The organism is Limnohabitans planktonicus II-D5, assembly GCF_001270065.2.
Classification (GTDB): Bacteria; Pseudomonadota; Gammaproteobacteria; order Burkholderiales; family Burkholderiaceae_C; genus Limnohabitans_A; species Limnohabitans_A planktonicus.
In genome coordinates, this window is sequence record NZ_LFYT02000003.1 from 179,418 (window position 1) to 203,002 (window position 23,585).

Here is a 23,585-nt window from a genome sequence, read left to right on the forward strand (position 1 = left end):
CGGGTTTTAACGCAAGTTGTAAAACGCGCTGCGTCCAGGGTACACGGCCACGTCGCCCAGGTCTTCTTCGATGCGCAGCAGCTGGTTGTACTTGGCCATGCGGTCCGAGCGGCTCATCGAGCCGGTCTTGATCTGGCCCGCGTTCAGGCCCACGGCGATGTCAGCGATGGTGCTGTCTTCGGTCTCGCCCGAACGGTGTGAGATGACGGCGGTGTAACCGGCGCGCTTGGCCATTTCGATGGCTTCAAAGGTTTCGGTCAAGGTGCCAATCTGGTTGATCTTGATCAGAATCGAGTTGGCGATGCCTTTGTCGATGCCTTCCTTGAAGATCTTGGTGTTGGTCACGAACAGGTCGTCACCCACGATTTGCACGTTTTTGGCCAAGCGGTCGGTCAGCACTTTCCAGCCGTCCCAGTCGCTTTCGGCCATGCCGTCTTCGATGCTGATGATCGGGTACTTGTCACACCAAGTGGCCAGCATGTCGGTCCACTGCTCGGACGTCAGGCTGTTGCCACCTTCACCGGCGAGCACGTACTTGCCGTCTTTGTAGAACTCGCTGGCTGCGCAATCGAGGCCAATGGCGATTTGCTCGCCAGCGGTGTAGCCGGCGGCAGCAATCGCGTCCAGCACCATCTGAATGGCCGCTTCGTGGCTGTCCACGTTGGGGGCAAAGCCGCCTTCGTCGCCCACGGCAATGCTCATGCCTTTGTCGTGGATGATTTTCTTGAGCGCGTGGAACACTTCAGCGCCCCAGCGCACGGCTTCGCGGAACGACGGTGCGCCCACGGGGATGATCATGAACTCTTGCAGGTCCAGGTTGTTGTTGGCGTGTGCGCCGCCGTTGATGACGTTCATCATGGGCACGGGCAGCTGGTTGCCGTTCATGCCGCCAAAGTAGCGGTACAGGGGCAGGCCGGACTCTTCGGCCGCAGCACGGGCCACCGCCATGGACACAGCCAGCATGGCGTTGGCACCCAGACGGCTCTTGTTGTCGGTGCCGTCCAGGTCGATCAGGGTGCGGTCCAAAAAGGCTTGCTCAGAGGCGTCGAGGCCCAGGACGGCTTCGGAAATTTCGGTGTTGATGTGCTCAACGGCCTTGAGCACGCCTTTGCCGAGGTATCGGCTCTTGTCGCCGTCACGCAGCTCGATGGCTTCGCGGCTACCGGTGGATGCGCCGGATGGCACAGCGGCGCGGCCCATGACGCCCGATTCCAGCAGCACGTCGCATTCGACGGTAGGGTTGCCACGGCTGTCGAGGATTTCACGGCCGACGATATCAACGATTGCACTCATTTTTGAACTCTCTCAATTTAAAACAAAACGGGTTGGACATGCCAGCGGCTCAAACGCCTTCGATGGCCACCATGCGCATGATGGCAGCACCTTCTCGGGCTTCGCGGGCTTTGAGGTATTCGGGCAGTTCGTGAAAGGCCTTGGCGGCTTCAAAAGACGGAAATTTCAGGATGACGATGCGCTCCGGGGCCCAGTCGCCTTCGAGCACATGCACCTGGCCACCGCGCACGCACACTTCGGCACCTGCGGTTTTCATGGCGGCTGTAGACCACTTTTTGTACTCTTCGTACTGGGTGGGGTTGGTCACCTGAACGTGGGCGATGATATAGCCGCTCATGCGAAATCTTCCTCTAAAAACTGGTTCTTTTTGGTGACGGAATCGAGCTGCACCAGGGTCTCCAGCAAGGCCTTCATTTTGCCCAAAGGCACCGCGTTGGGACCGTCAGACCAGGCCTCTGCGGGCTTGGGATGGGTTTCCATGAAGAGACCCGCCACGCCCACGGCCACGCCTGCGCGGGCCAGCACCGGCACCATGTCGCGGGCACCCCCGCTGCTGGTGCCTTGGCCACCGGGCTTTTGCACCGAGTGGGTCACGTCGAACACCACGGGTGCGCCGGTCTTGCGCATCTCGGCCAGGCTCGTCATGTCTGCTACGAGGTTGTTGTAGCCAAAGCTCACACCGCGCTCGCAGGCCAGGAAGTTGTCTTCGGGCAGACCCACTTCACGCGCTGCGCTGCGGGCTTTGTCGATGACGTTTTTCATGTCCCAAGGCGCCAAAAACTGGCCCTTTTTGATGTTCACCGGCTTGCCCGACTGGGCCACGGCGCGGATGAAATCGGTCTGGCGGCACAAAAACGCCGGAGTCTGCAACACATCCACCACGCTGGCCACGGTTTTGACCTGCGACTCATCGTGCACGTCGGTGAGGATCGGCACCCCAATCTGGCGGCGCACTTCATCCAGAATTTTCAGGCCCACATCGATGCCCACACCGCGCTGGGTACTGCCCGATGAGCGGTTGGCCTTGTCGAAGGAGCCTTTGTAAATGAGGGGAATGCCCAGCGCCGAGCAAGCCTCTTTGAGGCGGCCTGCCACCTCAATGGACATCTCCAGGCCTTCGATGGAGCAGGTGCCCGCGATCAAAAAGAAGGGTTGGTGCAGGCCAACGTCAAATCCGCAGAGTTTCATGGAGCTGTCCTTGATCTGGTGTTTCAGGCGGCAGCCTTGTGCGCAACGGCCGCCTTGACGAAGGCGTTGAACAGAGGGTGGCCATCCCACGGTGTGGACTTGAATTCGGGGTGGAACTGCACGCCCACAAACCAGGGGTGCACACTTTGCGGCAGCTCGACGATTTCGGTCAGATGCTCGCGTTGGGTCAGGGCCGAAATCACCAGACCGGCTTTGCGCAGGTCGTCCAGGTAATTGACGTTGGCCTCGTAGCGGTGGCGGTGACGCTCGGTGACCACGTCGCCGTAGATCTGGTGCGCCAGGGTGCCCTTGGCCACGTCGGAGCTTTGTGCCCCCAGGCGCATGGTGCCGCCCAAGTCGGAGTTTTCGTCGCGCTTTTGGATCGAGCCGTCGGCATCTTTCCATTCGTTGATCAGTGCGATCACGGGGAAGGGCGTCTCGGGCTCGAATTCGGTGCTGTTGGCGTCCTTCATGCCAGCCACATGGCGGGCGTATTCGATGGTGGCCACTTGCATGCCCAGGCAGATGCCCAGATAGGGCACTTTGTGGGTGCGGGCGAATTGCGCGGTTTCGATCTTGCCTTCCACGCCGCGCTTGCCAAAGCCACCGGGCACCAACACGCCGTCGAAGTGGGCCAGGCTGGCCACGGTCTCGGGGGTGATGGTTTCGGAGTCGATGTGCTCGATCTTCACGCGCACATGGTTGCGCATGCCCGCGTGGCGCAGCGCTTCGTTGACCGATTTGTAGCTGTCCGACAGCTCGACGTATTTGCCCACCATGGCAATCGTCACTTCGCCCTTGGGGTTGGCGGTCTCGTACACCAAATCGTCCCAGCGCTTGAGGTTGGCCGGCGGCGTGTTCAGGCGCAGTTTGTCGCAGATGAGGCCATCGAGGCCTTGTTCGTGCAGCACGCGGGGCACTTTGTAGATGGTGTCCACATCGGGCATGGAGATCACACCCCAGCCTTGAACGTTGGTGAACAATGAAATCTTGTCGCGCTCGTCATCGGGGATGTAGCGGTCAGCGCGGCACAACAGCGCATCGGGCTGGATGCCGATTTCGCGCAGTTTTTGCACCGTGTGCTGGGTGGGTTTGGTCTTGAGCTCGCCTGCAGTGGCAATCCAGGGCAGGTAAGTCAGGTGAACAAAGGCCGAGTTGTTGGGCCCCAGACGCAGGCTGAGTTGGCGCACGGCTTCCAGAAACGGCAGGGACTCGATGTCGCCCACGGTGCCGCCGATTTCGACGATGGCCACATCGACCGCTTCGGGCGTGCCGTAGCCCGCGCCGCGCTTGACGAAGTCCTGGATTTCATTGGTGACGTGGGGGATGACCTGCACGGTCTTGCCCAGGTAGTCGCCACGGCGCTCTTTTTCGAGCACGCTTTTGTAGATTTGGCCGGTCGTGAAGTTGTTGGCCTTCTTCATCCGGGTGTTGATGAAGCGCTCATAGTGGCCCAGGTCCAGGTCGGTTTCAGCGCCGTCGTCGGTCACAAACACCTCGCCGTGCTGTATGGGCGACATGGTGCCGGGGTCGACGTTGAGGTAGGGATCGAGCTTGATGAGGGTGACAGACAGGCCGCGCGATTCAAGGATGGCGGCGAGCGATGCGGAGGCGATTCCCTTGCCCAGGGAAGACACCACACCGCCGGTGACGAAGACGAATTTGGTCATGTCCAAGACGGGAACCAGGGGCTCCCGGAAGGTGGAAATCGTGATTATAGACAGTCGGGGTCGGGGTTTTCCCGGTGAACGCTGAATCTTGCTTGTTTCCGTCTTGGCATCAGATTGCGCCCGACGTGGGCTTGGGTGCAGATTCAAGCAGAGGCTGCCAATGTTGGACTCTGCGAGTGCGACCAACTGCAAGGCCTGTGGTTTTCCGCAGGTCGGCAGCTTCAGCTCCGACATTGCGGGATCCGGCGCCACTGCTTGTTGTTACCGGGGGCGCTTGCGTGCTCTCTGCTACATTCCCCGCCATGAGCACATTGGCTGGAAAACACATCGTTCTGGGCTTGTCGGGCGGTATTGCTGCCTTCAAGTCGGCAGAACTCTGCCGCGCCTTGGTCAAGGCTGGCGTCACGGTGCAAGTCGTGATGACCGAGGCGGCTGAGCACTTCATGACGGCAGTGACCATGCAAGCCCTGTCGGGCAGGCCCGTTTACACCTCGCAGTGGGACCCGCGTGAGGCCAATAACATGGCGCACATCAACCTGAGCCGAGAGGCCGATGCGATTGTGGTGGCGCCTGCCAGTGCCGATTTCATGGCCAAGCTGTTGCACGGCGGTGCCGACGAGTTGCTCAGCCTCATGTGCCTGGCCCGGCCGCTGGACAAGGTACCGCTGATCGTGGCCCCGGCCATGAACCGCGAAATGTGGTCCAACCCCGCCACGCAGCGCAATGTGGCGCAGCTCAAGGCCGACGGCATCCATGTGTTGGACGTGGGGCAGGGCGACCAGGCCTGCGGCGAGACGGGCGACGGGCGCATGCTCGAAGCCGATGAAATTCTGGAAGAACTCGAAGCGTTTTTCACACCCAAGGTGCTGGCGGGCAAGCAAGTGCTGGTCACGGCCGGGCCGACCTACGAAGCCATCGACCCGGTGCGCGGCATCACCAATTTGTCGAGCGGCAAGATGGGCTTTGCGATTGCCCGTGCAGCGCGCATGGCCGGTGCCCGGGTCACGCTGGTGGCAGGGCCTGTGCATTTGCCAACGCCCAGGGGCGTTGAGCGTTTGAATGTCCAGTCAGCCCGCCAGATGCTGGACGCGGTGGCGCTGCATGTGGGTGAGGCAGACGTGTTCATTTCTACAGCGGCTGTGGCCGATTGGCGCCCCGCAAATTCAGCCGATCAGAAAATCAAGAAAGACGGCTCGGGTCAGACGCCCCAGCTGAGTTTCGTTGAAAACCCGGACATTCTGGCCACTGTGGCGCACTCGTCCCGAGCCGTGTCGGGTCAATTGTTTTGCGTGGGTTTTGCCGCCGAAAGCCACGATTTGCTGGCCCATGCCACCACCAAGCGCATCCGCAAGGGTGTGCCGTTGTTGGTGGGTAATATTGGCCCGGCCACCTTCGGTCAAGACGACAACGCCTTGCTGCTGGTGGACGAGGCCGGCGCGCGTGAGCTGCCCCACGGCCGCAAGCAGGATCTGGCCGTCCAATTAATCGCCGACATTGCCACCCGTTTGATCTAGCATCCGGGTTCGTCCGGCGTTGAGGGTTCAGCGTTCAGCGTTCAGCGTACAGTGTTGAGCGTTCAGCGAAAAAACCTGAAGCCAACGCCCAACACTCAGCGCTCAACCCTCCACGCTCAACGCCCAACGCCCAACGCCCAACGCCCAACGCCCAACGCCCAACGCCCAACGCCCAACCTCACATGAACATTGACATCAAAATCATCGACACCCGCATGGCCGAACAACTGCCTGCCTATGCCACGCCAGGCAGCGCAGGCCTGGATTTGCGGGCCTGTCTGAACGAGCCGTTGACCCTGCATCCCAACGCCTGGCAGCTGGTGCCCACGGGCATTGCGGTGCATCTGAAAGACCCAGGTTATGCCGCCATGCTGCTGCCGCGTTCCGGTTTGGGCCACAAGCACGGCATCGTGCTGGGCAATCTGGTGGGCTTGATCGACAGCGACTACCAGGGGCAGCTCATGGTCAGTGCCTGGAACCGCAGCGATGTAGCCTTCACCATCGAGCCCATGGAGCGCATTGCGCAAATGGTCATCGTGCCGGTGGTGCAGGCCACGTTCAATGTCGTGACTGAATTTGACGCACCCAGTGAGCGCGGTGAGGGCGGTTATGGTTCGACCGGCAAAAGATAAGGTCGGGGTGAAGATGTCGGACTCTTCGAGTGCCGACCTGCGGGATGATCTTTTGTAGGTGGGTACTCGAAGAGTCCAACGACGACTTTTGATGGGCCGGTGCATGTCGCTGCGTAAGCCGCCGACATGCCTCTGTCGGAATTGCCCTGATGGATCAGTGCAAAGTAGGCCCGGTGGGCAGGCCTTCATCACCCACTTCGATTTTGAAGAATCCCGTGCCGCAGCTGCCGCTGCCCACTTCGGCCTCGGTGGGCTCGCGCACCGACTCCACCTTCAGGCTCAAGCGCAGGGCGATGCCTGACAGCGGGTGGTTGCCGTCCAGCACCACGTGCTCGGGATAGATTTCGGTCACGGTGTAGAGCACATTGCGCGGCGCATCGGGGTGGCAGCCTTCGGGCAAGGCGGTGCCTTCAATGGTCAGGCCTTCTTCCAAGCCTTCAGGAAACAGCGCGAGCGGCTCCAGAAACAGAAGATTTTCATCAAAGTCGCCAAAGGCATCTTCGGGCTCCAGATGCAGGTCGAGCTTGGCGCCTTTTTCGTGGCCTTGCAGGGCTTCCTCGATCTTGGGCAGCAAATCTTTGCCGCCAATGAAAAATTCAACGGGTTCGTTCAGGGTGTCCAGAATTTCGCCCAGTGTGTCTTTGAGTGTCCAGGTCAGTGCGACCACGGAAGGTGTCTTGATTTCCATAGGACAATTGTCGCAGTTTGGCGGCCAGTTTTGGCCGCTTGCGTTTTTATGAGGCCGCTCCATGGCGTCCTCAAAGGAATAGACAGATGAACACAGAACACCCCTTGGCCCTCTTGGGCGGCCTGACACCCAGCCAATTCATGAAGCGCCATTGGCAGAAAAAGCCATTGCTGGTGCGCAATGCCATCCCGGGTTTTGTGCCCAGCGTGGGCCGCGCCGACTTGGTGGTGCTGGCGGAGCAAGAGGGTGTGGAGTCGCGTTTGATTGTGGATTCGCCCAAGGGCTGGAAGATGAAGCACGGCCCATTGCCGAAGCGGAGTTTGCCGCCCTTCAGTCAGAAAAAATGGACTTTTCTGGTGCAGGGCGTCGACTTGCACCACGATGGCGTGCACGCGCTGATGCAGCAGTTTCGCTTTGTGCCCGATGCACGGCTCGATGATCTGATGATCAGTTACGCCACCGATGGCGGGGGCGTTGGGCCGCACTTTGACAGCTACGACGTGTTTTTGTTGCAGGCCCACGGTCAGCGCAAATGGCGCATTGGCCGCTCAAAAGACCTGAGCCTGCAGCCGGGCGTGCCGCTCAAGATTTTGCAGAACTTTGAAGCCGAAGAGGAATTCATCCTCAATCCCGGCGACATGCTGTATCTGCCGCCCAAATATGCGCATGACGGCATTGCCCAGGGCGAATGCATGACCTGGTCAATTGGCTTTCGCTCACCGCAAGAAGGGGAGTTGGCCCGTGAGTTGCTGCTCGGTTTGGCCGATGAAGCCTTTGATGGCTTGGGTGATGCGCTGTACCGTGACCCGAAGCAGGCCGCTGTCAGCGAGCCTGCAGCCATGCCCTCTGAATTGGGCGATTTTGCGCGGCAGGCCATTGCCAAGGCTTTGAACGACCGGCATTTGATCGACAGTTTGCTCGGTGAATACCTCACAGAGCCCAAGGCCCAGGTGTGGTTTGAGCCCGTGGACGCTGAGCCCGATTTGTCGGTAGGTGTGCAATTGGATCGGCGCACCAAAATGATGTACGACGAGCGTCATCTGTTCATCAATGGCGAGAGCTTCAAAGTGGGTGGACGCGATGCCCGGCATTTGCGTCAATTGGCCAATGAGCGCCAGTTGCCTGCCAAGGCGCTGTGCGCATTGAGCCCGGCGGCACAAGAGGCCTTGCGTGATTGGATCGCGGCGGGTTGGATGAAAGCCCTGAAGCATTAGGCCTATTGATCCGGCCCTGTGAGGTCTGCCGTGTGACTTCAATCTTGCGCCTTGTGGGAGCTAGCCCTGATGGCGATCAGACGCTTGTGGACCACAGGCTTTTCGCTTGCATTGCAAGCGCCCACAAAATCCTACCAACCGGCCACACACGGCTCAGACTTCATCGGGTTGAATCTACTGGAATGCTTCAATTTGAAGGTTTGGTGTCAGCTTTTCATTTTTGTTTAGGGAAAACGCTATAATTTGAGGCTGAGTACAAAAGAGCTCGAGTGCTTTTGCCTCAGTCCAGACAAACTCAAAAGTCTGTCTAACAATTTCCGGAAATTGTTTTTAACCCCCATCAAGGAAAAATCATCATGAACAAATCCCTCGTTCTGGCCGCCGTGATCGCTGCTGCTGCTTTGGCCGCTTGCGGTAAAAAAGAAGAAGCCGCTGCACCCGTGGTTGCTCCTGCTCCTGCCGCTGAAGCTTCGGCTCCTGCTGCTGACGCATCTGCCGCTGCTGCGCCTGCTGCTGACGCATCTGCTGCCAAGTAATTGGCCAGTGCTGCCCCGACCTCAGTCGGGCGGACATGAAAAAAACCCCGCATTGCGGGGTTTTTTCATGTCTGCGCCCCTGGCCCTTGAGGGCCTCAGGGCTGGGGATTACTGCAACTCGTTGGCGATGAGCTTCAAGATAGTGCTGGCGTTGGCAGTGCTTTCAGCCTGTCCTGCTGCATTGAGTACACGAATCTGGCTGCTGTCATTGCCTTTGTCCGACAGCGCGATCCGGTAGCGGGACAAGGTCGAAACTTCCTTGGGACTGCTGAACAAACGGGCAAAAAAGCCTGGTTCCTTGTCGGCGGTGCCAGGGGCCACGTAACGCACAAAATAAATTCCTTTGGCACGGTCACGGTCTTCAACCGTGAAGCCGCTGCGGTCCAAGGCCACGCCTGTGCGACGCCATGCGCGGTCCATGCTGTCAGTCAGTGCCAGGGTCGGTTGGCCATCAACTGTAGTGACCTCGATGCCCTTGGGCGCTCTGGCGGTCAGGGTTTCAGCTTTGGCTTTTTCGGGGGAAGCCCCCAGTTTGACCATCAGGCGGCGCAAGAATTCAATTTCCAGTTCGGGATCTGTAGCACGAGGCTTCCAGATGGTTTTGGTTTTTTGGGCGTCCGCGTAGTCTTCGACCATGCCGCGATGGGTGATGTAAATTTCCACACCGCCTTGTGCATTGCGTTCTATACGGGTGCGGAATTTGTCGCGCTCGCCGGTGGAATACAAAGAGTCGAGCACCTTGCCCAAAGTTTTGCGAATGAAGTCCTGCGGCAATTTGGCGCGGTTTTCAGCCCACTCGGTTTCCATGATGCCCACTTCGGGCGAATCGGTGACCAAAACAAACCCATTACTTGTCCAGAATTCGCGCAAAGGATCCCAGAGCTTGTCAGCTGAACGCGACACCACCAGCCAGCGCTGATTGCCTTGGCGTTCCATGCGAACATCGCCCAAAGTATTGGTTGCTGTGCCTGCATCGGAAACCTTGCCCGCAGCGCTTTGGAAGCCGGAGGCTGTGGCAGAGGTACTTTCCAGTGCATAGCGCGATTCTTTGCGCAGTTGCGTCAGATCGGGTGGTATCTCCAGCGTCGGCGCTTTGGCCGCGCTTTTGTAATTGATTTTGTCTTCTTCGAGAAGAGAGCAGGCACTGAGCAAAACAGCCAAACCCAACACCGATAGGGTGCGTGTCGAGTGCAATTGAGAGGTCGTGCGATGGTTGGAAAATTTCACAGGCATCCTTGGGTGGAAATCAAATCAGGCCGCTGGCCTTGAGTGCGGCTTCGAGCACGGGTCGTTGAGAATCAGACAGTTCGGTCATGGGCAAACGCAAAGTGGGGCCACTCAGTCCCATGCGGGTCATGGCCCATTTCACGGGAATAGGGTTGGCTTCAACAAACAGATTTTTGTGCACGGGCAAAAGCTGAAACTGGATGCGCATGGCCTCGGCAATGTCGCCACGGATGGCGGCCATGCACAACTCGTGCATCAGGCGCGGGGCCACGTTGGCCGTCACGCTCACATTGCCAGCGCCGCCGCACAGCATCAAGGCCACAGCGGTGGGGTCATCGCCCGAATACACGGCGAATTCTTTGGGCAGATCGCGGATCAGCCATTGGGCGCGTTCGATGTTGCCGGTGGCTTCCTTGATGCCGACGATGCCGGGCACCTGGGCCAGGCGCAGCACAGTGTCGTGCTGCAAATCTGCCACCGTGCGGCCTGGCACGTTGTACAAAATCACGGGCAGGCCGGGCACGGCTTCGGCGATCGCCTTGAAGTGCTGATACAGGCCCTCTTGGGTGGGCTTGTTGTAGTAAGGCACCACCTGCAACTGGGCATCAGCGCCAACTTTTTGGGCAAAACTTGCCAATTCAATGGCTTCGGCTGTGGAGTTGGCACCACAACCTGCAATGATCGGGATGCGTTTGGCAGCTTGCTCGACCGAGACACGGATGATCTCGCAATGCTCGTCCAATGTCACGGTGGGTGATTCCCCCGAAGTACCCACAACCACGATGGCATCGGTGCCTTCTGCGATATGCCAGTCGATGAGTTTTCGCAAGGTGGGGTAATCCACTTTGCCGTCTTCAAGCATGGGGGTGATCAGGGCAGGGATGCTGCCTTTGATGGGGCGAAAATCGGAGGTCATGTCAGGTGCTTCTGAATGAAAAAAGACATTCTAACGATTGCAGCCCGTTTTTTCGGGGGCTGCGCGTGAGCTTGTCACAGGAAGTGACAACTTAGGTCTCGCCAAAATCAGGCAGGACGCAAATCAAAGCGTTTGAGACCGTTGTCGGTGTGTTGGCGAACGGCCGCGATGCGTTGCACAAATCGATCAGGCGAGGTTTCAAAACCATCTTCATAGGCCACGGTGTGCAAGTCGACAGACACACGCAGCAGTTCTCCTGCTTGCAGCAAAAAATCGGGCCGCGAGGGTTTACCCACCGTCTCGTTGCCAGCGGCAAAAGTTTCGTAAATCAGCACGCCTCCTTCGGCCACGCTGCCGATGATGTCGGGCCACAAGGGGCGCCACAGGTAATTCGTCACGATCACGGCATCAAAAGTTTGACCGGCAAAGGGCCAGGGGCCGTTTTCAATGTCTGCCAAAACGGTGTCGCCGCAAGCGGCCACCAGCGCCAAAGCTTCGGGGTTGCGGTCCACCCCCGTGACGTGGTGTCCCCGTGCTGCCAACCAGCGCATGTGACGGCCTGCACCGCAGGCCACATCCAGAACGCGCCCGCCCGGGGCTATCAGATGGGCCCAGCGCTGGACCCAGGGGGAAGCTTGTTCAGTACCGTGCATGAAAGTAGCTCAGAAACAGGCCCACAGCTGGTCTGACAACTGGATCAGCATTTCCGGGCGTTGATAAAGAAAAAACACAATGGCTGACACACCCGCTACCAGGCCCCAGGCCAAGGCGCGGGCCCACCAGCGTTGCTGCATGGGGCGGTGTCGTTGCGGGATCATGGCGTGCAAATCAGGTCAGGCCGCCTGGGCTTGGCGGCGGGCAATCGGGCTTTCTCGCACCGGTAAATTCACCAGTGCAGCCATCACGCCCAAGGCAATGGACAGGTACCACACGATGTCGTAGCTGCCCGTTTTGTCATACAGATAGCCGCCCAGCCAAACACCCAAAAACGAGCCAATTTGGTGGCTGAAAAAGATGAAGCCGCTGAGCATGGACAGGTGCGAGATGCCAAAAATCTGGGCTACAGCCGCGTTGGTTGGCGGCACGGTGGACAGCCACAGCAAGCCCATGACGGCAGAAAACAGGTACACGCTGGTGGGCGTCAGGGGTGCCCACAGGAACAACACAATCGCCACAGAACGGGCTGCATAAATGAAGGCCAGGATGTTCTTTTTGGCAAACTTCTGACCGAGCGTGCCTGCAATGTAGGTCCCAAACACGTTGAACAAACCGATCAAGGCCAGCGCGTAACTGGCCACCTGCGGGGCCAAACCGTGGTCCTTCAGGTAGCTGGGCATGTGCACGCCAATGAATACCACCTGAAAACCACACACAAAATAACCCGCCATCAGTAGCTGGAAACTGGGGTATTTGAAAGCTTCCTTCAAAGCCTGGCCAATGGTTTGGTCTCGCTTGACTTGGCCGGGTGCGTTCAGGGCAGGTTCGCGCAGGCCCCAGGCCAGAGGGATGATCAGCATCGCTGCCGCCGCCAATATGACCAGAGCGGTTTGCCAGCCCATTTGGCTGATCAACAAGCCCTCAACGGGCACCATCAAAAACTGGCCAAAACTGCCGGCTGCCGCCGCCACGCCCATGGCCCAGGAGCGGCGTTCGGCGGGCACATTGCGGCCAATCACGCCGTAAATGACCGCGTAGGTCGTGCCCGCTTGGGCTGTGCCGATGATCACCCCGGTGAACAGGGCAAACACCCACGGGTCGGTGGCCCAGGCCATGCCCAGCAGGCCCACCCCGTAGACCACGGCACCCAAGGCAATCACGCGGAACGCGCCAAATTTGTCGGCGACCATGCCCGCAAAAATGCCCATGAAGCCCCAAGCCAGGTTCTGGATCGCCATGGCAAAACCAAACTCCTGGCGGCCCCAACCTTGGGCTTGGGTGATGGGCTGCAGCCACAGGCCAAAGCCGTGGCGAATGCCCATGGAGAGGGTGACGATGGCAGCGCCGCAAATCAGCACCTGCGTCAGGGAAAGGGGTTTGTGTTGCATCCCCTGACTTTAACCAATGTCACGCAACCCGAGGTCGCGCAGATGCCTGCACGCGATGCAAAGATTGAGTACTGTCTATGCATCCAGTGCGTGGCGTGAAATCCCACTACAATTCGCCACCATGGCTACCCAATCAACTGTCAAAACCTCTAGCGCCTCGAGTGAATATTCCGAAGGCTCCATCCGCGTCTTGAAGGGCCTTGAGCCCGTCAAGCAACGCCCGGGCATGTACACCCGCACCGACAACCCCCTGCACATCATCCAAGAGGTGCTGGACAACGCCGCCGACGAGGCGCTGGCGGGTTACGGCAAAAAGATCAAAGTCATCTTGCACGCCGACGGCTCGGTCAGCATCGAAGACGATGGCCGGGGCATTCCCTTTGGCTTGCATCCCGAAGAAAACGCCCCGGTGATCGAGTTGGTCTTCACCCGCTTGCACGCAGGTGGCAAGTTCGACAAGGGCAAGGGCGGCGCCTACAGCTTCTCGGGCGGCTTGCACGGCGTGGGCGTGTCGGTGACCAACGCGCTGTCCAAGCGCCTGGAAGCCACCAGCTACCGCGAAGGCCAAGTGGCGACCTTGGTGTTCTCGGGCGGCGACGTGACCGAGCCGCTGGTCAAACGCGCCACAGGCGAGGGCGACCGCAAACAGGGCACCACGGTGCGTGCTTGGCCTGACGCCAAATATTTCGAATCCAGCGCTCTGCCCATGAACGAGCTGACCCACCTGCTGCGCAGCAAGGCGGTGCTCATGCCCGGCGTGACGGTGACTTTGGTGAACGAAAAAACCAAAGAAACCCAGCAGTGGCAATACAAAGCCGGTCTGCGCGACTACCTGACCCAGACCCTGAACGGCGACCCGGTCATCCCGTTGTTTGAAGGCGAAGGTTTTGCCGACGGCAACAGCGAGAGCTTTGCCGAAGGTGAGGGCGCAAGCTGGGCCGTGGCTTTCACCGAAGACGGTGCGCCGGTACGCGAGAGCTACGTGAATTTGATCCCCACCAGCGCAGGCGGTACGCACGACAGCGGCTTGCGCGACGGCTTGTTCACGGCCGTCAAAAGCTTCATCGAGCTGCATGGCTTGCTGCCCAAGGGCGTCAAGCTCATGCCCGAAGACGTGTTTGCCCGCGCCAGCTATGTGCTGAGCGCCAAGGTGCTGGACCCGCAGTTTCAGGGCCAGATCAAGGAACGACTGAACTCGCGCGATGCGGTGCGCCTGGTCTCCAGCTTTGTCCGTCCGGCCTTGGAGTTGTGGCTGAACGAGCATGTGGATTACGGCAAAAAGCTGGCCGAACTCGCCATCAAGGCCGCACAAACTCGCCAAAAGGCGGGCCAAAAGGTGGAAAAGCGCAAGAGTTCGGGCGTGGCCGTGCTGCCCGGCAAGCTGACCGACTGCGAGAGCAAAGACATCCTGCACAACGAGGTGTTTTTGGTCGAAGGCGACTCGGCTGGCGGCAGCGCCAAAATGGGCCGCAACAAAGAAAGCCAGGCCATCTTGCCCCTGCGTGGCAAGGTGCTCAACACCTGGGAAGTGGACCGCGACCGCTTGTTTGCCAACAACGAAATCCACGACATCTCGGTGGCCATTGGCGTGGACCCGCACGGCCCCAACGACAACCCCGATATGAGCAACCTGCGCTACGGCAAGGTCTGCATCTTGTCGGACGCGGACGTGGACGGCTCGCACATCCAGGTGCTCCTTCTCACCTTGTTTTTCCGTCATTTCCCCAAGCTGATCGAAGCGGGCCACTTGTATGTGGCCAGGCCGCCCTTGTTCCGCGTCGATGCGCCTGCACGCGGCAAAAAGCCCGCGTCCAAAGCCTATGCGCTGGACGAGGGCGAGCTGACCGCCATCATCGACAAGCTGCGCAAAGACGGCGTGAAAGAAGGCGGCTGGAGCATCAGCCGCTTCAAGGGCCTGGGCGAGATGAGCGCCGAGCAGTTGTGGGACACCACGCTCAACCCCGACACGCGCCGCTTGCTGCCGATTGAGCTGGGCCCCTTGGACAACGCGGGCACCGAAAACCTCATGACCCAGCTCATGGGCAAAGGCGAAGCCGCTGCCCGCCGTGAGCTGATGGAGTTGCACGGCGACTCGATTGAGATCGACGTGTAAATCGGTGTCAATTCTTACTCGGTAATACAATGCAATGGTGCTTTCACCAGCCCCCAGATCAACCCGGATGTCAACCATGCTTTCCACACTGACCAGCAAAGGCCAAGTCACCATTCCGCAAGCCCTGCGCCAGCAACTGGGCTTGATGCCGGGGCAAGCGGTGACGTTTGACCTCAGCGCCGACGCCAGTTGTATCACCTTGCGCCCCGCAGTCCCTGCCAAAAAGTCGCCCCAACCCGGTTTTGGCATGGTCAAAGTCAAGGGGCCGCACGTGGCTGCCGATTGGGATGCAGCCCAAGCGCTCAAGCCATGAAGCAACGCACCTCGCAGCTGACGGCGTTGGACACCAATGTGTTGGCGCGTTATTACGTGCAGACCGAGCAAACCGATGCCGCCACGGCGCTCCAATGTGAGCATGCCCGTGCCTTGCTGGAGAGTGGCAAACCCCTCTTCGTGGCCACCACCGTGGCCTTGGAGTTGGAGTGGGTTTTGCGTGGCTTCTACAAACTGGAGCCACGCACGGTGGCCAAGGTGTTCCACCACTTGCTCAGCATTCCCCAGGTGCAAATGCAAGACCGCCAAGCCTTGCAAAGTGCCTGCGATGCCTTGAGCCAAGGTTTCGACTTTGCCGATGCCTTACACCACGCCAGCAGCCGCCAATGCGATGCGCTGGTCACCTTTGATGCCAAAGGCTTTGCCAAGCGGGCCACTGCAAAAGGTTGGGTGCCCAAGGTGCTCGTTCCCTAAACCCTGAGTTTCAATCGCCCATGACTTTGGCTTACCAACTGCGCATTGAATTGCGCGATTTCAAACCCGCTATTTACCGCGATGTGCTGGTTGATCCGGCCACGCCATTGCCCAAGTTCCACAAACTGATCCAGGCGGCCATGGGCTGGGAAGACGAGCACATGCATGGTTTTGCTGTGCCAATCAAAAGCGAACGCTATTACAGGGTTCAGGCCAACCGCCGCTTTGAAAAGCCCTATGCCGACAACTGGGGCGAACCGTCCAACAACGAATCACGTTTCAAACTTCAAGACGTGATGGCCGCCCCCAAAGACAAACTGCTTTATTTGTATGACTTTGGCGACGACTGGGAGCACGTCATCACCCTCAACGCAGTGGTGGAGACCGACACCTCGCTGCCGCACTTGCTCAAAGCGCAAAACGGCTGCCCGCCCGAGGACTGTGGTGGCCCCGTTGGGGCTGAGCATTGGGCCAGCGTCTGGAGCGACAAAGCCCACGCAGACCATCGCGTGGCACTGGAGATGTTTGGTGAACATGAACCCGGCTGGCTGGACTTTGAGGCGCTGCAAAAAGCGGTGACCAAGTTGCAGCCCAAATCGCGCCGAGTCAAATGAATTCGCACACTCAGGCATGCCAAGCTGTCAAACTGTTTGAGTCCACCCGCGTGCGCTCGCATGGGGATGCCGCGCAAGAGAAGTGGTATTGCTCTGTGGTGGATGTGGTGCAGGTGCTGACCGATAGCATCATTCCCAAACGCTATTGGAGTGACTTGCGTCGCAAGCTGGAGAAGGAATCAGGTCAACCGTACGAAGAAGTCGTACGGTTGAAAATGCCCGCAGCCGACGGACGTTTGCGCGAAACCGACGCCGCCGATGTGCCCACACTCTTGCGCCTCATCCAGTCCAACCCCTCACCCAAGGCCGAACCGTTCAAGCGCTGGCAGGCCAAGGTGGGTCATGAGCGCATGCAAGAAATGGCAGGCTCCGCGCAAAGCCAGGACCGCGCTCGTGAGAACTGGCAAAAGCTGGGACGCAGCACCAAGTGGATTCAGCAGCGCATGACGGGGCAAGAAACCCGCAAGAAGCTGACCGATGACTGGAAAGAAAGCGGTGTTGAAAAGACGGATGAATTCGCACTGCTGAACCACATCATTCACCAAGAGTGGATGGGTTTGAGCGTGCAGGCGCACAAGTGACGGGCATTAACTTTTTGCCGCCCGGCCAATCAAAGCCCACCCAACTCCCCACCACACCCCAACGCAAAACCAACAATTCGCAGAAAAAATGACCGATTTGCTGACCCCTGAAGCTTCACTTCAACCTGCCGCCCCTGAAGGCGACCACCTGGGCGCCTACGCCCAGCGGGCCTATCTCGAATACGCGCTGTCCGTCGTCAAAGGCCGCGCCTTGCCCGATGTGTGTGACGGCCAAAAGCCGGTGCAGCGCCGCATTTTGTATTCGATGGACCGCATGGGTTTGTCTTACAGCGGCCCCAACAACAACACCGCGGCCAAGCCCGTCAAAAGCGCCCGCGTGGTGGGCGATGTGCTGGGTCGTTACCACCCGCACGGCGACACCGCCGCCTACGACGCGCTGGTGCGCATGGCGCAAGACTTTTCGCAGCGCTACCCGCTGATCGATGGCCAGGGCAACTTTGGCAGCCGTGACGGCGACGGCGCAGCGGCCATGCGTTACACCGAGGCGCGTTTGTCGCGCATCACCAGCTTGCTGCTCGACGAGATCGACATGGGCACGGTGGACTTCATCCCCAACTACGACGGCTCGACCGAAGAGCCGCGCCAGCTGCCCGCCCGCTTGCCCTTCAGCTTGCTCAATGGCGCCAGCGGCATTGCCGTGGGCTTGGCCACCGAAATCCCCAGCCACAACCTGCGCGAAGTGGCCGATGCCTGCGTGGCCTTGATCAAAAACGACAAGCTGAGCGACAGCGAATTGATGGCCATCATTCCTGGCCCCGACTACCCCGGTGGCGGCCAGATCATCAGCCCGGCCAGTGACATTGCCGACGCTTACCGCACGGGTCGTGGCAGCCTGAAAGTGCGCGCCCGGTGGAAGATCGAAGAACTCGCCCGTGGCCAATGGCAACTGGTGGTGACCGAGTTGCCGCAGGGCGTCAGCTCCCAGCGCGTGCTGGAAGAGATCGAAGAGCTCACCAACCCCAAGGTCAAGGCCGGCAAAAAAGCGCTCAGCGCTGACCAAGTCCAGCTCAAAGCCAGCATCCTGAATGTGCTGGATGTGGTGCGTGACGAATCCAGCAAAGACGCCGCTGTGCGCCTGGTTTTCGAGCCCAAAACCAGCCGCATTGAACAGCAAGAACTCATCACCGCCTTGCTGGCCCACACCAGTCTCGAAACGTCTGCGCCGATCAACATGACCTCGGTCGGCATCGACGGCAAACCGATTCAAAAGTCGCTGCGCCAGATGCTGGTGGAGTGGATCAGCTTCCGCCAGACCACCATCACCCGCCGCAGCCAGCACCGCCTGAACAAAGTGCTGGACCGTATCCACATTTTGGAAGGCCGCCAGCTGGTCTTGCTGAACATCGACGAGGTGATCCGCATCATCCGCCACAGCGACGAGCCCAAGCCCTCGCTGATCGAAGCCTTCAAGCTCAGCGACCGCCAGGCGGAAGACATCCTTGAGATTCGCCTGCGCCAACTGGCGCGCCTGGAGGCCATCAAGATCGAGCAAGAGCTGAGCGAACTGCGCGGTGAGCAGGGCAAGCTCGAAGAAATTCTGGGCAGCCCCGCCGCGCTGCGCCGCCTGATGATCAAAGAGATCGAGGCCGATGCCAAAACCTTTGCCGATCCGCGCCGCACGCTGATTCAGGAAGAGAAAAAAGCCGTGGCCGAAGTCAAGGTGGTGGACGAACCCGTGACCGTGGTCGTGTCGGAAAAAGGCTGGGTGCGCGCCCGCACGGGCCATGGCCACGACGCCACGAGTTTTGCCTTCAAGGCGGGCGACGGCTTGTATGGCACCTTCGAGTGCCGCACGGTGGACACGCTGCTGATCTTTGGCAGCAACGGAAGAATCTACAGCGTGCCCGTGGCCACCTTGCCTGGCGCACGCGGCGACGGCCAGCCGATCACCACCCTCATCGATCTGGAAACCGGCACGCAACCCGCCCACTACTTTGCAGGCCCCGCCAACGCCACGCTGCTGCTCAGCGGCTCAGGCGGCTACGGCTTCAAGGCCTCGGTCGAGAACATGATTTCGCGCAACAAAGCGGGCAAAGCCTTCATCAGCCTGGGCGAGGGTGAAACCATCTGCGCGCCCAGCCATGTGAGTGGCAGCAGTGCCACTGTGCCTGCCGACAAACAGCCTATGCCCGCCGCCACCAGCGTCTGCTGCGCGAGTACCGGCGGCCGAGTGCTGACGTTTGAGATCAGCGAACTCAAGATCATGGAAAAAGGCGGCCGGGGCTTGATGCTCATCGACCTCGAAGCCAAAGACACCTTGGCGGGTGCTGCGGCCTACACCCGCAGCGTCAAGATAGAAGGCATTGGCCGTGGCGGCAAAGAGCGAGAAGAAACGCTGGAGATCCGCAGCCTCAACAACGCCAAAGCGGCGCGGGCCAAGAAGGGCCGCGTGGCGGACTTGGGCTTCAAGCCGAACCGGGTGACGCGGGTGGAGTAACCCGGGCAGCGTGATGCTTTTTTAAGCACGCCCCGCCAGCCCTTACGGGGCGGGGCTTTTGCGGCTTGTCCCTGCACTTGTCCACAGCTTTGGGCACGGGGTTTGGGGACAGTTGACGGGTTGTAACAACAAGTGCGTTCTATGCCTCTCGCTCAGGACGTCCAAGGGCCTGGATCAATCACTCAATACACCGCATCGTGGTCGCCCACATTGATGGGGATGATTTGTTGATCCTGAATCAGCAGTTCCAGCGTGATGCGGTAGGACAGGTTGATCGACACCGAATGCATGCCCGTCAGTCGTCCAGACAGGGCGTGCAAGCGCAGCGAGGGGTGGTGCGGGTTCAGTTCCAAAAGAGCCAATGTTTTAGCGTATGGGGTGCGAAGTTCAGGATGTCGCCTGATGAAGCGCACGGCTCGGCGCATATAGGCGTCTGTAAAGACCAGCGTGTAGGGCATGCTTTACTCGCCGATGGGCTCAGTGGGCTGCTTTGTTCAGGAGTGCATCCAGGCGGGCCATGTGGGCTTCGGCGCTTTCTTGTACGGCGCGGCCAGCGGCCAGGTCGGCGCGGCTTTGGATCAAGGCCGCGTCCAGCTCGCATTCGCGCAGGTAGTGGTATTGCGCCATGTCCATCACCACAAACCGGTCTTTTCCCCGCACCGAGATGGTGGCTTCGGTCTGGTCGGCCAGGGCAGATTCAATCGCAGCAATGCCGCGAACTTTGAGGTCATTGGCGGTCAGTTGGGTCATGGTTGTTGGGTGGATGGGGTGATGAAGTGTGTGATTTTAAGTGCTGTCAATCACGCTGTAAATCGTGTGATGCACGTTTGTGCCAAAAGATTCAGCACGCCCTGCCAGTCCTTGCGGGGCGGGGCTTTGGCGGCTTGTCCCTGCACTTGTCCACAGCTTTGGGCACGATGTTTGGGGACAGTTTCAGGGGGCTTGCGCCCCTTGTGTGTGTTGGTTCACACAAACCCTGCTTGGGAGGGAAAAGTACCGGTCCATGTTGATTGTTAAGCCTCATCGACTTCGATAGGATGAATCAGACCAGCTGCTTTGACTTTTTGCTTGAAGCGGCTCAAACAAGCAACAAGGATCGAAGGATGGGTGCTTCTCGGGGTCAACTTGTGATCATGGCGCCCTTGTCGGGTGTTTTGGTGAGTTTGGATTCGGTGCCCGATCCGGTGTTTGCCCAGAAGTTGGTGGGTGATGGTGTCTCCATAGACCCGACCTCAGATGTGCTCCTGGCCCCCGTCGCGGGCACCATCACTCAGCTGCACAAAAGCCACCACGCCCTGACCATCACCACGGCACAAGGTGTTGAAGTCTTGCTGCACATTGGTGTGGACACCGTCACCCTCAAGGGCGAGGGGTTTACGGCTTTGGTGCATGTGGGCGATGCGGTGACTGTAGGGCAAGCCTTGGTGCGCTTTGACATGGACTTTGTGGCCCGCAATGCGCGCAGCTTGCTCACGCAAGTGGTGGTTGCCAATGTCGACAAAGTGTCTCGCTTTGTGCCTGCCACTGGTTTGGTTGAGGCAGGCCAGTCAGTGGTCTTGACCTTGGAATTGGCCGATACCGAGCCCTCACTGGAGTCGGTGTCACAAGACCTGGTCTTGGGTGATCCTGTGGTGTTGCCCAACCCGGCGGGTTTGCATGCACGCCCCGCAGCGGTGCTGGCGGCGCAGGCCAAACAGTTTCAATCCGATATTCGGTTGGTGTTGGGGACGCAAGAGGCCAATGCCAAGTCCTTGGTGGCCATCATGGGCCTGGGCACAGCGCATGGCGATGTGCTGCACGTCAAAGCCCAGGGCGTCGATGCGGCTGAGGCGGTGCGCTGCGTATCTTCCATGCTGGCCCAAGGTTGCGGGGAGGAGGCTGGGGCGGTGCCAACACCACTCATGCCCGTGCTCGAATCCGCTGCCCCCATGTTGGCCAGCACCGTCAAGACCTTGGGGGCTGTCACTGCAAGTGTGTTGACGGGCGTTTCGGCCTCGCCCGGCTTGGCGGTCGGGCAGATTGTGCAGTGGCGTGCCCCCAGCGTGGAGGTGGTCGAGCAGGGCGGCACCGTTGATCAAGAGCTGGCCAAGTTGGACGCCGCACTGGCGCAAGCGCATGAGCAAATTGATGCGCTCAAAAGCACGTTCAAGGATGCTTCGCAAGTGAATATTTTGGCGGTGCACCAAGCCCTGCTGGAAGACCCGGATTTGCTGGAGCAGGCGATACAAGTGATCTCGAAGCAAAAAAGTGCCGCCTTTGCCTGGCAATCCGCTTTCATCAATCACGCCGAGCGACTCGAAAATTTGCAGGGCAGCAGCAATGCCTTGTTGCGCGAGCGGGGCAAAGATATCCGCGACGTCGGCGGGCGTGTTTTGGGTTTGCTCGCGGGGGTTGAACACCGGCAGGCCACGCTGCCAGAACAAGCCATTGTGATGGCCGAAGACCTCTCGCCCTCTGACATTGCAGGCGTTGACCGCAGCAAACTGCTGGGGTTTTGCACGGTCAGCGGCGGGGCAACCAACCATGTGGCCATTTTGGCGCGCTCTTTTGGCATTCCGGCCATTTGTGGCATGGACCAAGCAGTGCTGTCATTGGTGCCAGGCACGACCGTGGTGCTCGATGGTGACCAAGGGCTTTTGTACACGCAGCCCAGTGCGCAAGTGCTCAGCCAAGTTCGCCAACGCATCGCTGAGCAAGCCGATTTGCGTGCTCAGGAAAAACGGGGGGCGCAAGCACCGGCCAGCACCACAGATGGGCAAGCGATGGACGTGGTGGCCAATGTGCGCAATCTCCAGGAGACGCAAGAGGGCGTGGCCCATGGCGCGCAGGGCGTTGGCTTGCTGCGCTCAGAGTTTTTGTTCGATGACCGTGCCAGCGCGCCCGATGAGAACGAACAAGCCGCAGCCTATATGGCCATCGCCCAGGCCTTGGGGCCGCAACGCAGCTTGGTCGTTCGCACGCTGGATGTGGGGGGCGACAAGCCCTTGTCCTATTGGCCAATACCGCCGGAAGCGAACCCTTTTTTGGGTTTGCGCGGTATCCGCGTCAGCCTCGATCAGCCCGAGATGCTGCGCACCCAGTTGCGGGCCATTTTGAGGGCGGCACCGCTGGTGCAGATGCACATCATGTTTCCCATGGTGGCCTTGGTCGAAGAGTTGCGCCAGGCCAAAGCCATCTTGGCGGAAGAACAAAAGGCGCTCGGGCAGCCCCGTGTTCAGGTGGGCATGATGGTGGAGGTGCCTTCTGCGGCCGTGATGGCGGAGCAGTTTGCCCGGGAAGTGGATTTTTTCTCCATTGGCACCAACGATTTGACGCAATACACCCTGGCAATGGACCGGGGCCATCCCAAGTTGGCCAAGCTGGCCGATGGCTTTCATCCTTCGGTGCTGAAGATGATTGCCCTGACGTGTGCCGGCGCCCGGCAGCATGGGAAATGGGTGGGCGTGTGCGGTGGCATGGCCTCCGAGCGCATGGCGGTGCCGGTGTTGATCGGTTTGGGCGTGCGCGAATTGTCTGTGTCTGTGCCCGCCATTGCGGCCATCAAAGCCTGTGTCCGAAGTTTGTCGTTGACGGCTTGCCAAGCCTTGGCCCAAGAGGTGCTGCAAATGTCCACCAGTGCCGAAGTGCGTGCCCGGTTGGCGTCTTTTGCAGAAGGACTGTCCCCCCATGCAAGCCTGCGATGAAAACAAGGAGTGATGCAGATGTTTGACAAAGCACTTTCGCGGCTGAAGAACATCGGTCAAACGCTGCACAAGGCCCCAGCAGGTGGGCAAGAAGCGGCGGTGGCAGCGCATGCCGCAGCCCAATTGCAGGGCGCAGTCCTTGCCCAAACGCAGACACCCGATGCCCCCGCATTGCGCCAGACGGCCGATGCCATTTGGGCCTGCCTGGGCGGGCCAGGCAATGTGCGTGCGTTCGAAGCCGTGGCCGGTACAAGGCTGCGGGTGGAACTGGCAGATGCCACCCAATTCAAGCCACAGCAGGCCAAGCTGGCGGGTGTGTTGGCGGTGGCCCAAGTGGCCACACAGGTCATGCATTTGATTGTGGGACCCCAAGCACCTTTGATCGCGGCAGATTGGCGTGCGCGCTGGCGTGTTCCATGAATCAGTCAATCGCTCATGTGTGACGCCTCAGGGCATGCAATGGGCA

The 23,585-nt window shown here is 59.7% G+C and carries 25 protein-coding genes; 13 read left to right on the plus strand and 12 right to left on the minus strand.

The genetic code is table 11. From position 1 onward, the window contains the following. Positions 1–6 precede the first annotated feature (6 nt). From eno to H663_RS23935, 4 genes are read right to left on the minus strand one after another with little or no spacing between them, the layout of a single operon-like run. Positions 7–1,293 (minus strand): phosphopyruvate hydratase, encoded by a 1,287-nt coding sequence (gene eno / locus H663_RS23920; RefSeq protein ID WP_053176424.1) that lies wholly within the window; start codon positions 1,291–1,293, stop codon positions 7–9. 49 nt (positions 1,294–1,342) lie between these two features. Continuing rightward, positions 1,343–1,630 carry a DUF1330 domain-containing protein gene (locus H663_RS23925; RefSeq protein ID WP_053176422.1) on the minus strand — a complete coding sequence of 96 codons (288 nt, stop codon included), beginning with the start codon at positions 1,628–1,630 and terminating at the stop codon, positions 1,343–1,345. Then, on the minus strand, positions 1,627–2,481 hold the full coding sequence (gene kdsA / locus H663_RS23930) for a 3-deoxy-8-phosphooctulonate synthase (RefSeq protein WP_053176420.1): 855 nt from the start codon (positions 2,479–2,481) through the stop codon (positions 1,627–1,629). The genes H663_RS23925 and kdsA overlap by 4 nt, the downstream gene beginning before the upstream one ends. A 23-nt stretch (positions 2,482–2,504) precedes the next feature. Next, positions 2,505–4,151 carry a CTP synthase gene (locus H663_RS23935; RefSeq protein WP_053176419.1) on the minus strand — a complete coding sequence of 549 codons (1,647 nt, stop codon included), beginning with the start codon at positions 4,149–4,151 and terminating at the stop codon, positions 2,505–2,507. A gap of 302 nt (positions 4,152–4,453) precedes the next feature. Here H663_RS23935 and coaBC point away from each other — a divergent pair, with 302 nt between their 5' ends. From coaBC to dut, 3 genes are read left to right on the plus strand one after another with little or no spacing between them, the layout of a single operon-like run. Next, positions 4,454–5,665, plus strand: a complete 1,212-nt coding sequence (gene coaBC / locus H663_RS23940) for a bifunctional phosphopantothenoylcysteine decarboxylase/phosphopantothenate--cysteine ligase CoaBC (protein ID WP_053176417.1) — start codon at positions 4,454–4,456, stop codon at positions 5,663–5,665. Positions 5,666–5,719: 54 nt separating this feature from the next. Further along, positions 5,720–5,851, plus strand: coding sequence for a hypothetical protein (locus H663_RS42370; protein WP_276309812.1), 132 nt, complete (start codon positions 5,720–5,722; stop codon positions 5,849–5,851). Then, positions 5,848–6,297, plus strand: a complete 450-nt coding sequence (gene dut / locus H663_RS23945) for a dUTP diphosphatase (RefSeq protein ID WP_053176415.1) — start codon at positions 5,848–5,850, stop codon at positions 6,295–6,297. The genes H663_RS42370 and dut overlap by 4 nt, the downstream gene beginning before the upstream one ends. A gap of 154 nt (positions 6,298–6,451) precedes the next feature. Here the strand turns inward: dut and H663_RS23950 are convergent, their stop codons facing one another. Further along, complete coding sequence (locus H663_RS23950; RefSeq protein WP_053176413.1) at positions 6,452–6,985, minus strand: FKBP-type peptidyl-prolyl cis-trans isomerase; 534 nt, start codon at positions 6,983–6,985, stop codon at positions 6,452–6,454. Between the two features lie 86 nt (positions 6,986–7,071). Here H663_RS23950 and H663_RS23955 point away from each other — a divergent pair, with 86 nt between their 5' ends. Further along, the gene (locus H663_RS23955; protein ID WP_053176411.1) at positions 7,072–8,199 is read left to right on the plus strand and encodes a JmjC domain-containing protein; all 1,128 of its coding nucleotides are present in this window, start codon (positions 7,072–7,074) and stop codon (positions 8,197–8,199) included. Between the two features lie 356 nt (positions 8,200–8,555). Next, positions 8,556–8,735 carry a hypothetical protein gene (locus H663_RS23960; protein ID WP_053176409.1) on the plus strand — a complete coding sequence of 60 codons (180 nt, stop codon included), beginning with the start codon at positions 8,556–8,558 and terminating at the stop codon, positions 8,733–8,735. A gap of 108 nt (positions 8,736–8,843) precedes the next feature. Here the strand turns inward: H663_RS23960 and bamC are convergent, their stop codons facing one another. From bamC to H663_RS23980, 5 genes are all read right to left on the minus strand, one after another. After that, the gene (gene bamC, locus H663_RS23965; RefSeq protein ID WP_205872672.1) at positions 8,844–9,968 is read right to left on the minus strand and encodes an outer membrane protein assembly factor BamC; all 1,125 of its coding nucleotides are present in this window, start codon (positions 9,966–9,968) and stop codon (positions 8,844–8,846) included. A gap of 13 nt (positions 9,969–9,981) precedes the next feature. After that, positions 9,982–10,878 (minus strand): 4-hydroxy-tetrahydrodipicolinate synthase, encoded by an 897-nt coding sequence (gene dapA / locus H663_RS23970; RefSeq protein ID WP_053176407.1) that lies wholly within the window; start codon positions 10,876–10,878, stop codon positions 9,982–9,984. 107 nt (positions 10,879–10,985) lie between these two features. Next, positions 10,986–11,531, minus strand: a complete 546-nt coding sequence (locus H663_RS23975) for a class I SAM-dependent methyltransferase (RefSeq protein ID WP_053176406.1) — start codon at positions 11,529–11,531, stop codon at positions 10,986–10,988. Positions 11,532–11,540: 9 nt separating this feature from the next. Further along, positions 11,541–11,696: a hypothetical protein gene (locus H663_RS41515; RefSeq protein ID WP_165803850.1), complete on the minus strand. Its 156-nt coding sequence runs from the start codon at positions 11,694–11,696 to the stop codon at positions 11,541–11,543. Between the two features lie 15 nt (positions 11,697–11,711). Beyond that, entirely contained in the window at positions 11,712–12,923 is a 1,212-nt protein-coding gene (locus tag H663_RS23980; protein WP_053176404.1) for an MFS transporter, read from the minus strand. Between the two features lie 121 nt (positions 12,924–13,044). On the opposite strand from H663_RS23980, the gene H663_RS23985 reads away from it, so the two are divergent. From H663_RS23985 to parC, 6 genes are all read left to right on the plus strand, one after another. Next, positions 13,045–15,036, plus strand: coding sequence for a DNA topoisomerase IV subunit B (locus H663_RS23985; RefSeq protein ID WP_053176401.1), 1,992 nt, complete (start codon positions 13,045–13,047; stop codon positions 15,034–15,036). A 76-nt stretch (positions 15,037–15,112) separates the two neighbouring features. Continuing rightward, entirely contained in the window at positions 15,113–15,349 is a 237-nt protein-coding gene (locus H663_RS23990; RefSeq protein WP_108331973.1) for an AbrB/MazE/SpoVT family DNA-binding domain-containing protein, read from the plus strand. Next, positions 15,346–15,783, plus strand: coding sequence for a type II toxin-antitoxin system VapC family toxin (locus H663_RS23995; protein WP_053176397.1), 438 nt, complete (start codon positions 15,346–15,348; stop codon positions 15,781–15,783). Before H663_RS23990 ends, H663_RS23995 begins: the two co-directional genes overlap by 4 nt. Positions 15,784–15,803: 20 nt before the next feature. Continuing rightward, positions 15,804–16,397 carry a plasmid pRiA4b ORF-3 family protein gene (locus H663_RS24000; protein WP_053176395.1) on the plus strand — a complete coding sequence of 198 codons (594 nt, stop codon included), beginning with the start codon at positions 15,804–15,806 and terminating at the stop codon, positions 16,395–16,397. Next, positions 16,394–16,978: a BRO-N domain-containing protein gene (locus tag H663_RS24005; protein WP_053176394.1), complete on the plus strand. Its 585-nt coding sequence runs from the start codon at positions 16,394–16,396 to the stop codon at positions 16,976–16,978. Before H663_RS24000 ends, H663_RS24005 begins: the two co-directional genes overlap by 4 nt. Positions 16,979–17,066: 88 nt before the next feature. After that, entirely contained in the window at positions 17,067–19,436 is a 2,370-nt protein-coding gene (gene parC, locus H663_RS24010; protein ID WP_053176392.1) for a DNA topoisomerase IV subunit A, read from the plus strand. 182 nt (positions 19,437–19,618) lie between these two features. Here parC and H663_RS24015 read toward each other — a convergent pair whose 3' ends face one another. Both H663_RS24015 and H663_RS24020 read right to left on the minus strand, forming a co-directional pair. Further along, entirely contained in the window at positions 19,619–19,894 is a 276-nt protein-coding gene (locus H663_RS24015) for a type II toxin-antitoxin system RelE/ParE family toxin (RefSeq protein ID WP_053176390.1), read from the minus strand. A 19-nt stretch (positions 19,895–19,913) separates the two neighbouring features. Further along, positions 19,914–20,186: a prevent-host-death protein gene (locus H663_RS24020; RefSeq protein ID WP_053176388.1), complete on the minus strand. Its 273-nt coding sequence runs from the start codon at positions 20,184–20,186 to the stop codon at positions 19,914–19,916. A gap of 353 nt (positions 20,187–20,539) precedes the next feature. On the opposite strand from H663_RS24020, the gene ptsP reads away from it, so the two are divergent. Both ptsP and H663_RS24030 read left to right on the plus strand, forming a co-directional pair. Then, positions 20,540–23,119, plus strand: coding sequence for a phosphoenolpyruvate--protein phosphotransferase (ptsP, locus tag H663_RS24025; RefSeq protein ID WP_053176386.1), 2,580 nt, complete (start codon positions 20,540–20,542; stop codon positions 23,117–23,119). A gap of 18 nt (positions 23,120–23,137) precedes the next feature. After that, complete coding sequence (locus H663_RS24030; protein WP_165803851.1) at positions 23,138–23,539, plus strand: PTS sugar transporter subunit IIB; 402 nt, start codon at positions 23,138–23,140, stop codon at positions 23,537–23,539. Positions 23,540–23,585 lie beyond the last annotated feature (46 nt).

Excerpts from the sequence above, each read along its gene's own strand:
- eno (WP_053176424.1), bottom strand. The coding sequence starts at position 1,293 with ATGAGTGCAATCGTTGATATCGTCGGCCGTGAAATCCTCGACAGCCGT.
- H663_RS23925 (WP_053176422.1), bottom strand. The coding sequence starts at position 1,630 with ATGAGCGGCTATATCATCGCCCACGTTCAGGTGACCAACCCCACCCAG.
- kdsA (WP_053176420.1), bottom strand. The coding sequence starts at position 2,481 with ATGAAACTCTGCGGATTTGACGTTGGCCTGCACCAACCCTTCTTTTTG.
- H663_RS23935 (WP_053176419.1), bottom strand. The coding sequence starts at position 4,151 with ATGACCAAATTCGTCTTCGTCACCGGCGGTGTGGTGTCTTCCCTGGGC.
- coaBC (WP_053176417.1), top strand. The coding sequence starts at position 4,454 with ATGAGCACATTGGCTGGAAAACACATCGTTCTGGGCTTGTCGGGCGGT.
- dut (WP_053176415.1), top strand. The coding sequence starts at position 5,848 with ATGAACATTGACATCAAAATCATCGACACCCGCATGGCCGAACAACTG.
- H663_RS23950 (WP_053176413.1), bottom strand. The coding sequence starts at position 6,985 with ATGGAAATCAAGACACCTTCCGTGGTCGCACTGACCTGGACACTCAAA.
- H663_RS23955 (WP_053176411.1), top strand. The coding sequence starts at position 7,072 with ATGAACACAGAACACCCCTTGGCCCTCTTGGGCGGCCTGACACCCAGC.
- H663_RS23960 (WP_053176409.1), top strand. The coding sequence starts at position 8,556 with ATGAACAAATCCCTCGTTCTGGCCGCCGTGATCGCTGCTGCTGCTTTG.
- bamC (WP_205872672.1), bottom strand. The coding sequence starts at position 9,968 with ATGCCTGTGAAATTTTCCAACCATCGCACGACCTCTCAATTGCACTCG.
- dapA (WP_053176407.1), bottom strand. The coding sequence starts at position 10,878 with ATGACCTCCGATTTTCGCCCCATCAAAGGCAGCATCCCTGCCCTGATC.
- H663_RS23975 (WP_053176406.1), bottom strand. The coding sequence starts at position 11,531 with ATGCACGGTACTGAACAAGCTTCCCCCTGGGTCCAGCGCTGGGCCCAT.
- H663_RS41515 (WP_165803850.1), bottom strand. The coding sequence starts at position 11,696 with ATGATCCCGCAACGACACCGCCCCATGCAGCAACGCTGGTGGGCCCGC.
- H663_RS23980 (WP_053176404.1), bottom strand. The coding sequence starts at position 12,923 with ATGCAACACAAACCCCTTTCCCTGACGCAGGTGCTGATTTGCGGCGCT.
- H663_RS23985 (WP_053176401.1), top strand. The coding sequence starts at position 13,045 with ATGGCTACCCAATCAACTGTCAAAACCTCTAGCGCCTCGAGTGAATAT.
- H663_RS23990 (WP_108331973.1), top strand. The coding sequence starts at position 15,113 with ATGCTTTCCACACTGACCAGCAAAGGCCAAGTCACCATTCCGCAAGCC.
- H663_RS23995 (WP_053176397.1), top strand. The coding sequence starts at position 15,346 with ATGAAGCAACGCACCTCGCAGCTGACGGCGTTGGACACCAATGTGTTG.
- H663_RS24000 (WP_053176395.1), top strand. The coding sequence starts at position 15,804 with ATGACTTTGGCTTACCAACTGCGCATTGAATTGCGCGATTTCAAACCC.
- H663_RS24005 (WP_053176394.1), top strand. The coding sequence starts at position 16,394 with ATGAATTCGCACACTCAGGCATGCCAAGCTGTCAAACTGTTTGAGTCC.
- parC (WP_053176392.1), top strand. The coding sequence starts at position 17,067 with ATGACCGATTTGCTGACCCCTGAAGCTTCACTTCAACCTGCCGCCCCT.
- H663_RS24015 (WP_053176390.1), bottom strand. The coding sequence starts at position 19,894 with ATGCCCTACACGCTGGTCTTTACAGACGCCTATATGCGCCGAGCCGTG.
- H663_RS24020 (WP_053176388.1), bottom strand. The coding sequence starts at position 20,186 with ATGACCCAACTGACCGCCAATGACCTCAAAGTTCGCGGCATTGCTGCG.
- ptsP (WP_053176386.1), top strand. The coding sequence starts at position 20,540 with ATGGGTGCTTCTCGGGGTCAACTTGTGATCATGGCGCCCTTGTCGGGT.
- H663_RS24030 (WP_165803851.1), top strand. The coding sequence starts at position 23,138 with ATGTTTGACAAAGCACTTTCGCGGCTGAAGAACATCGGTCAAACGCTG.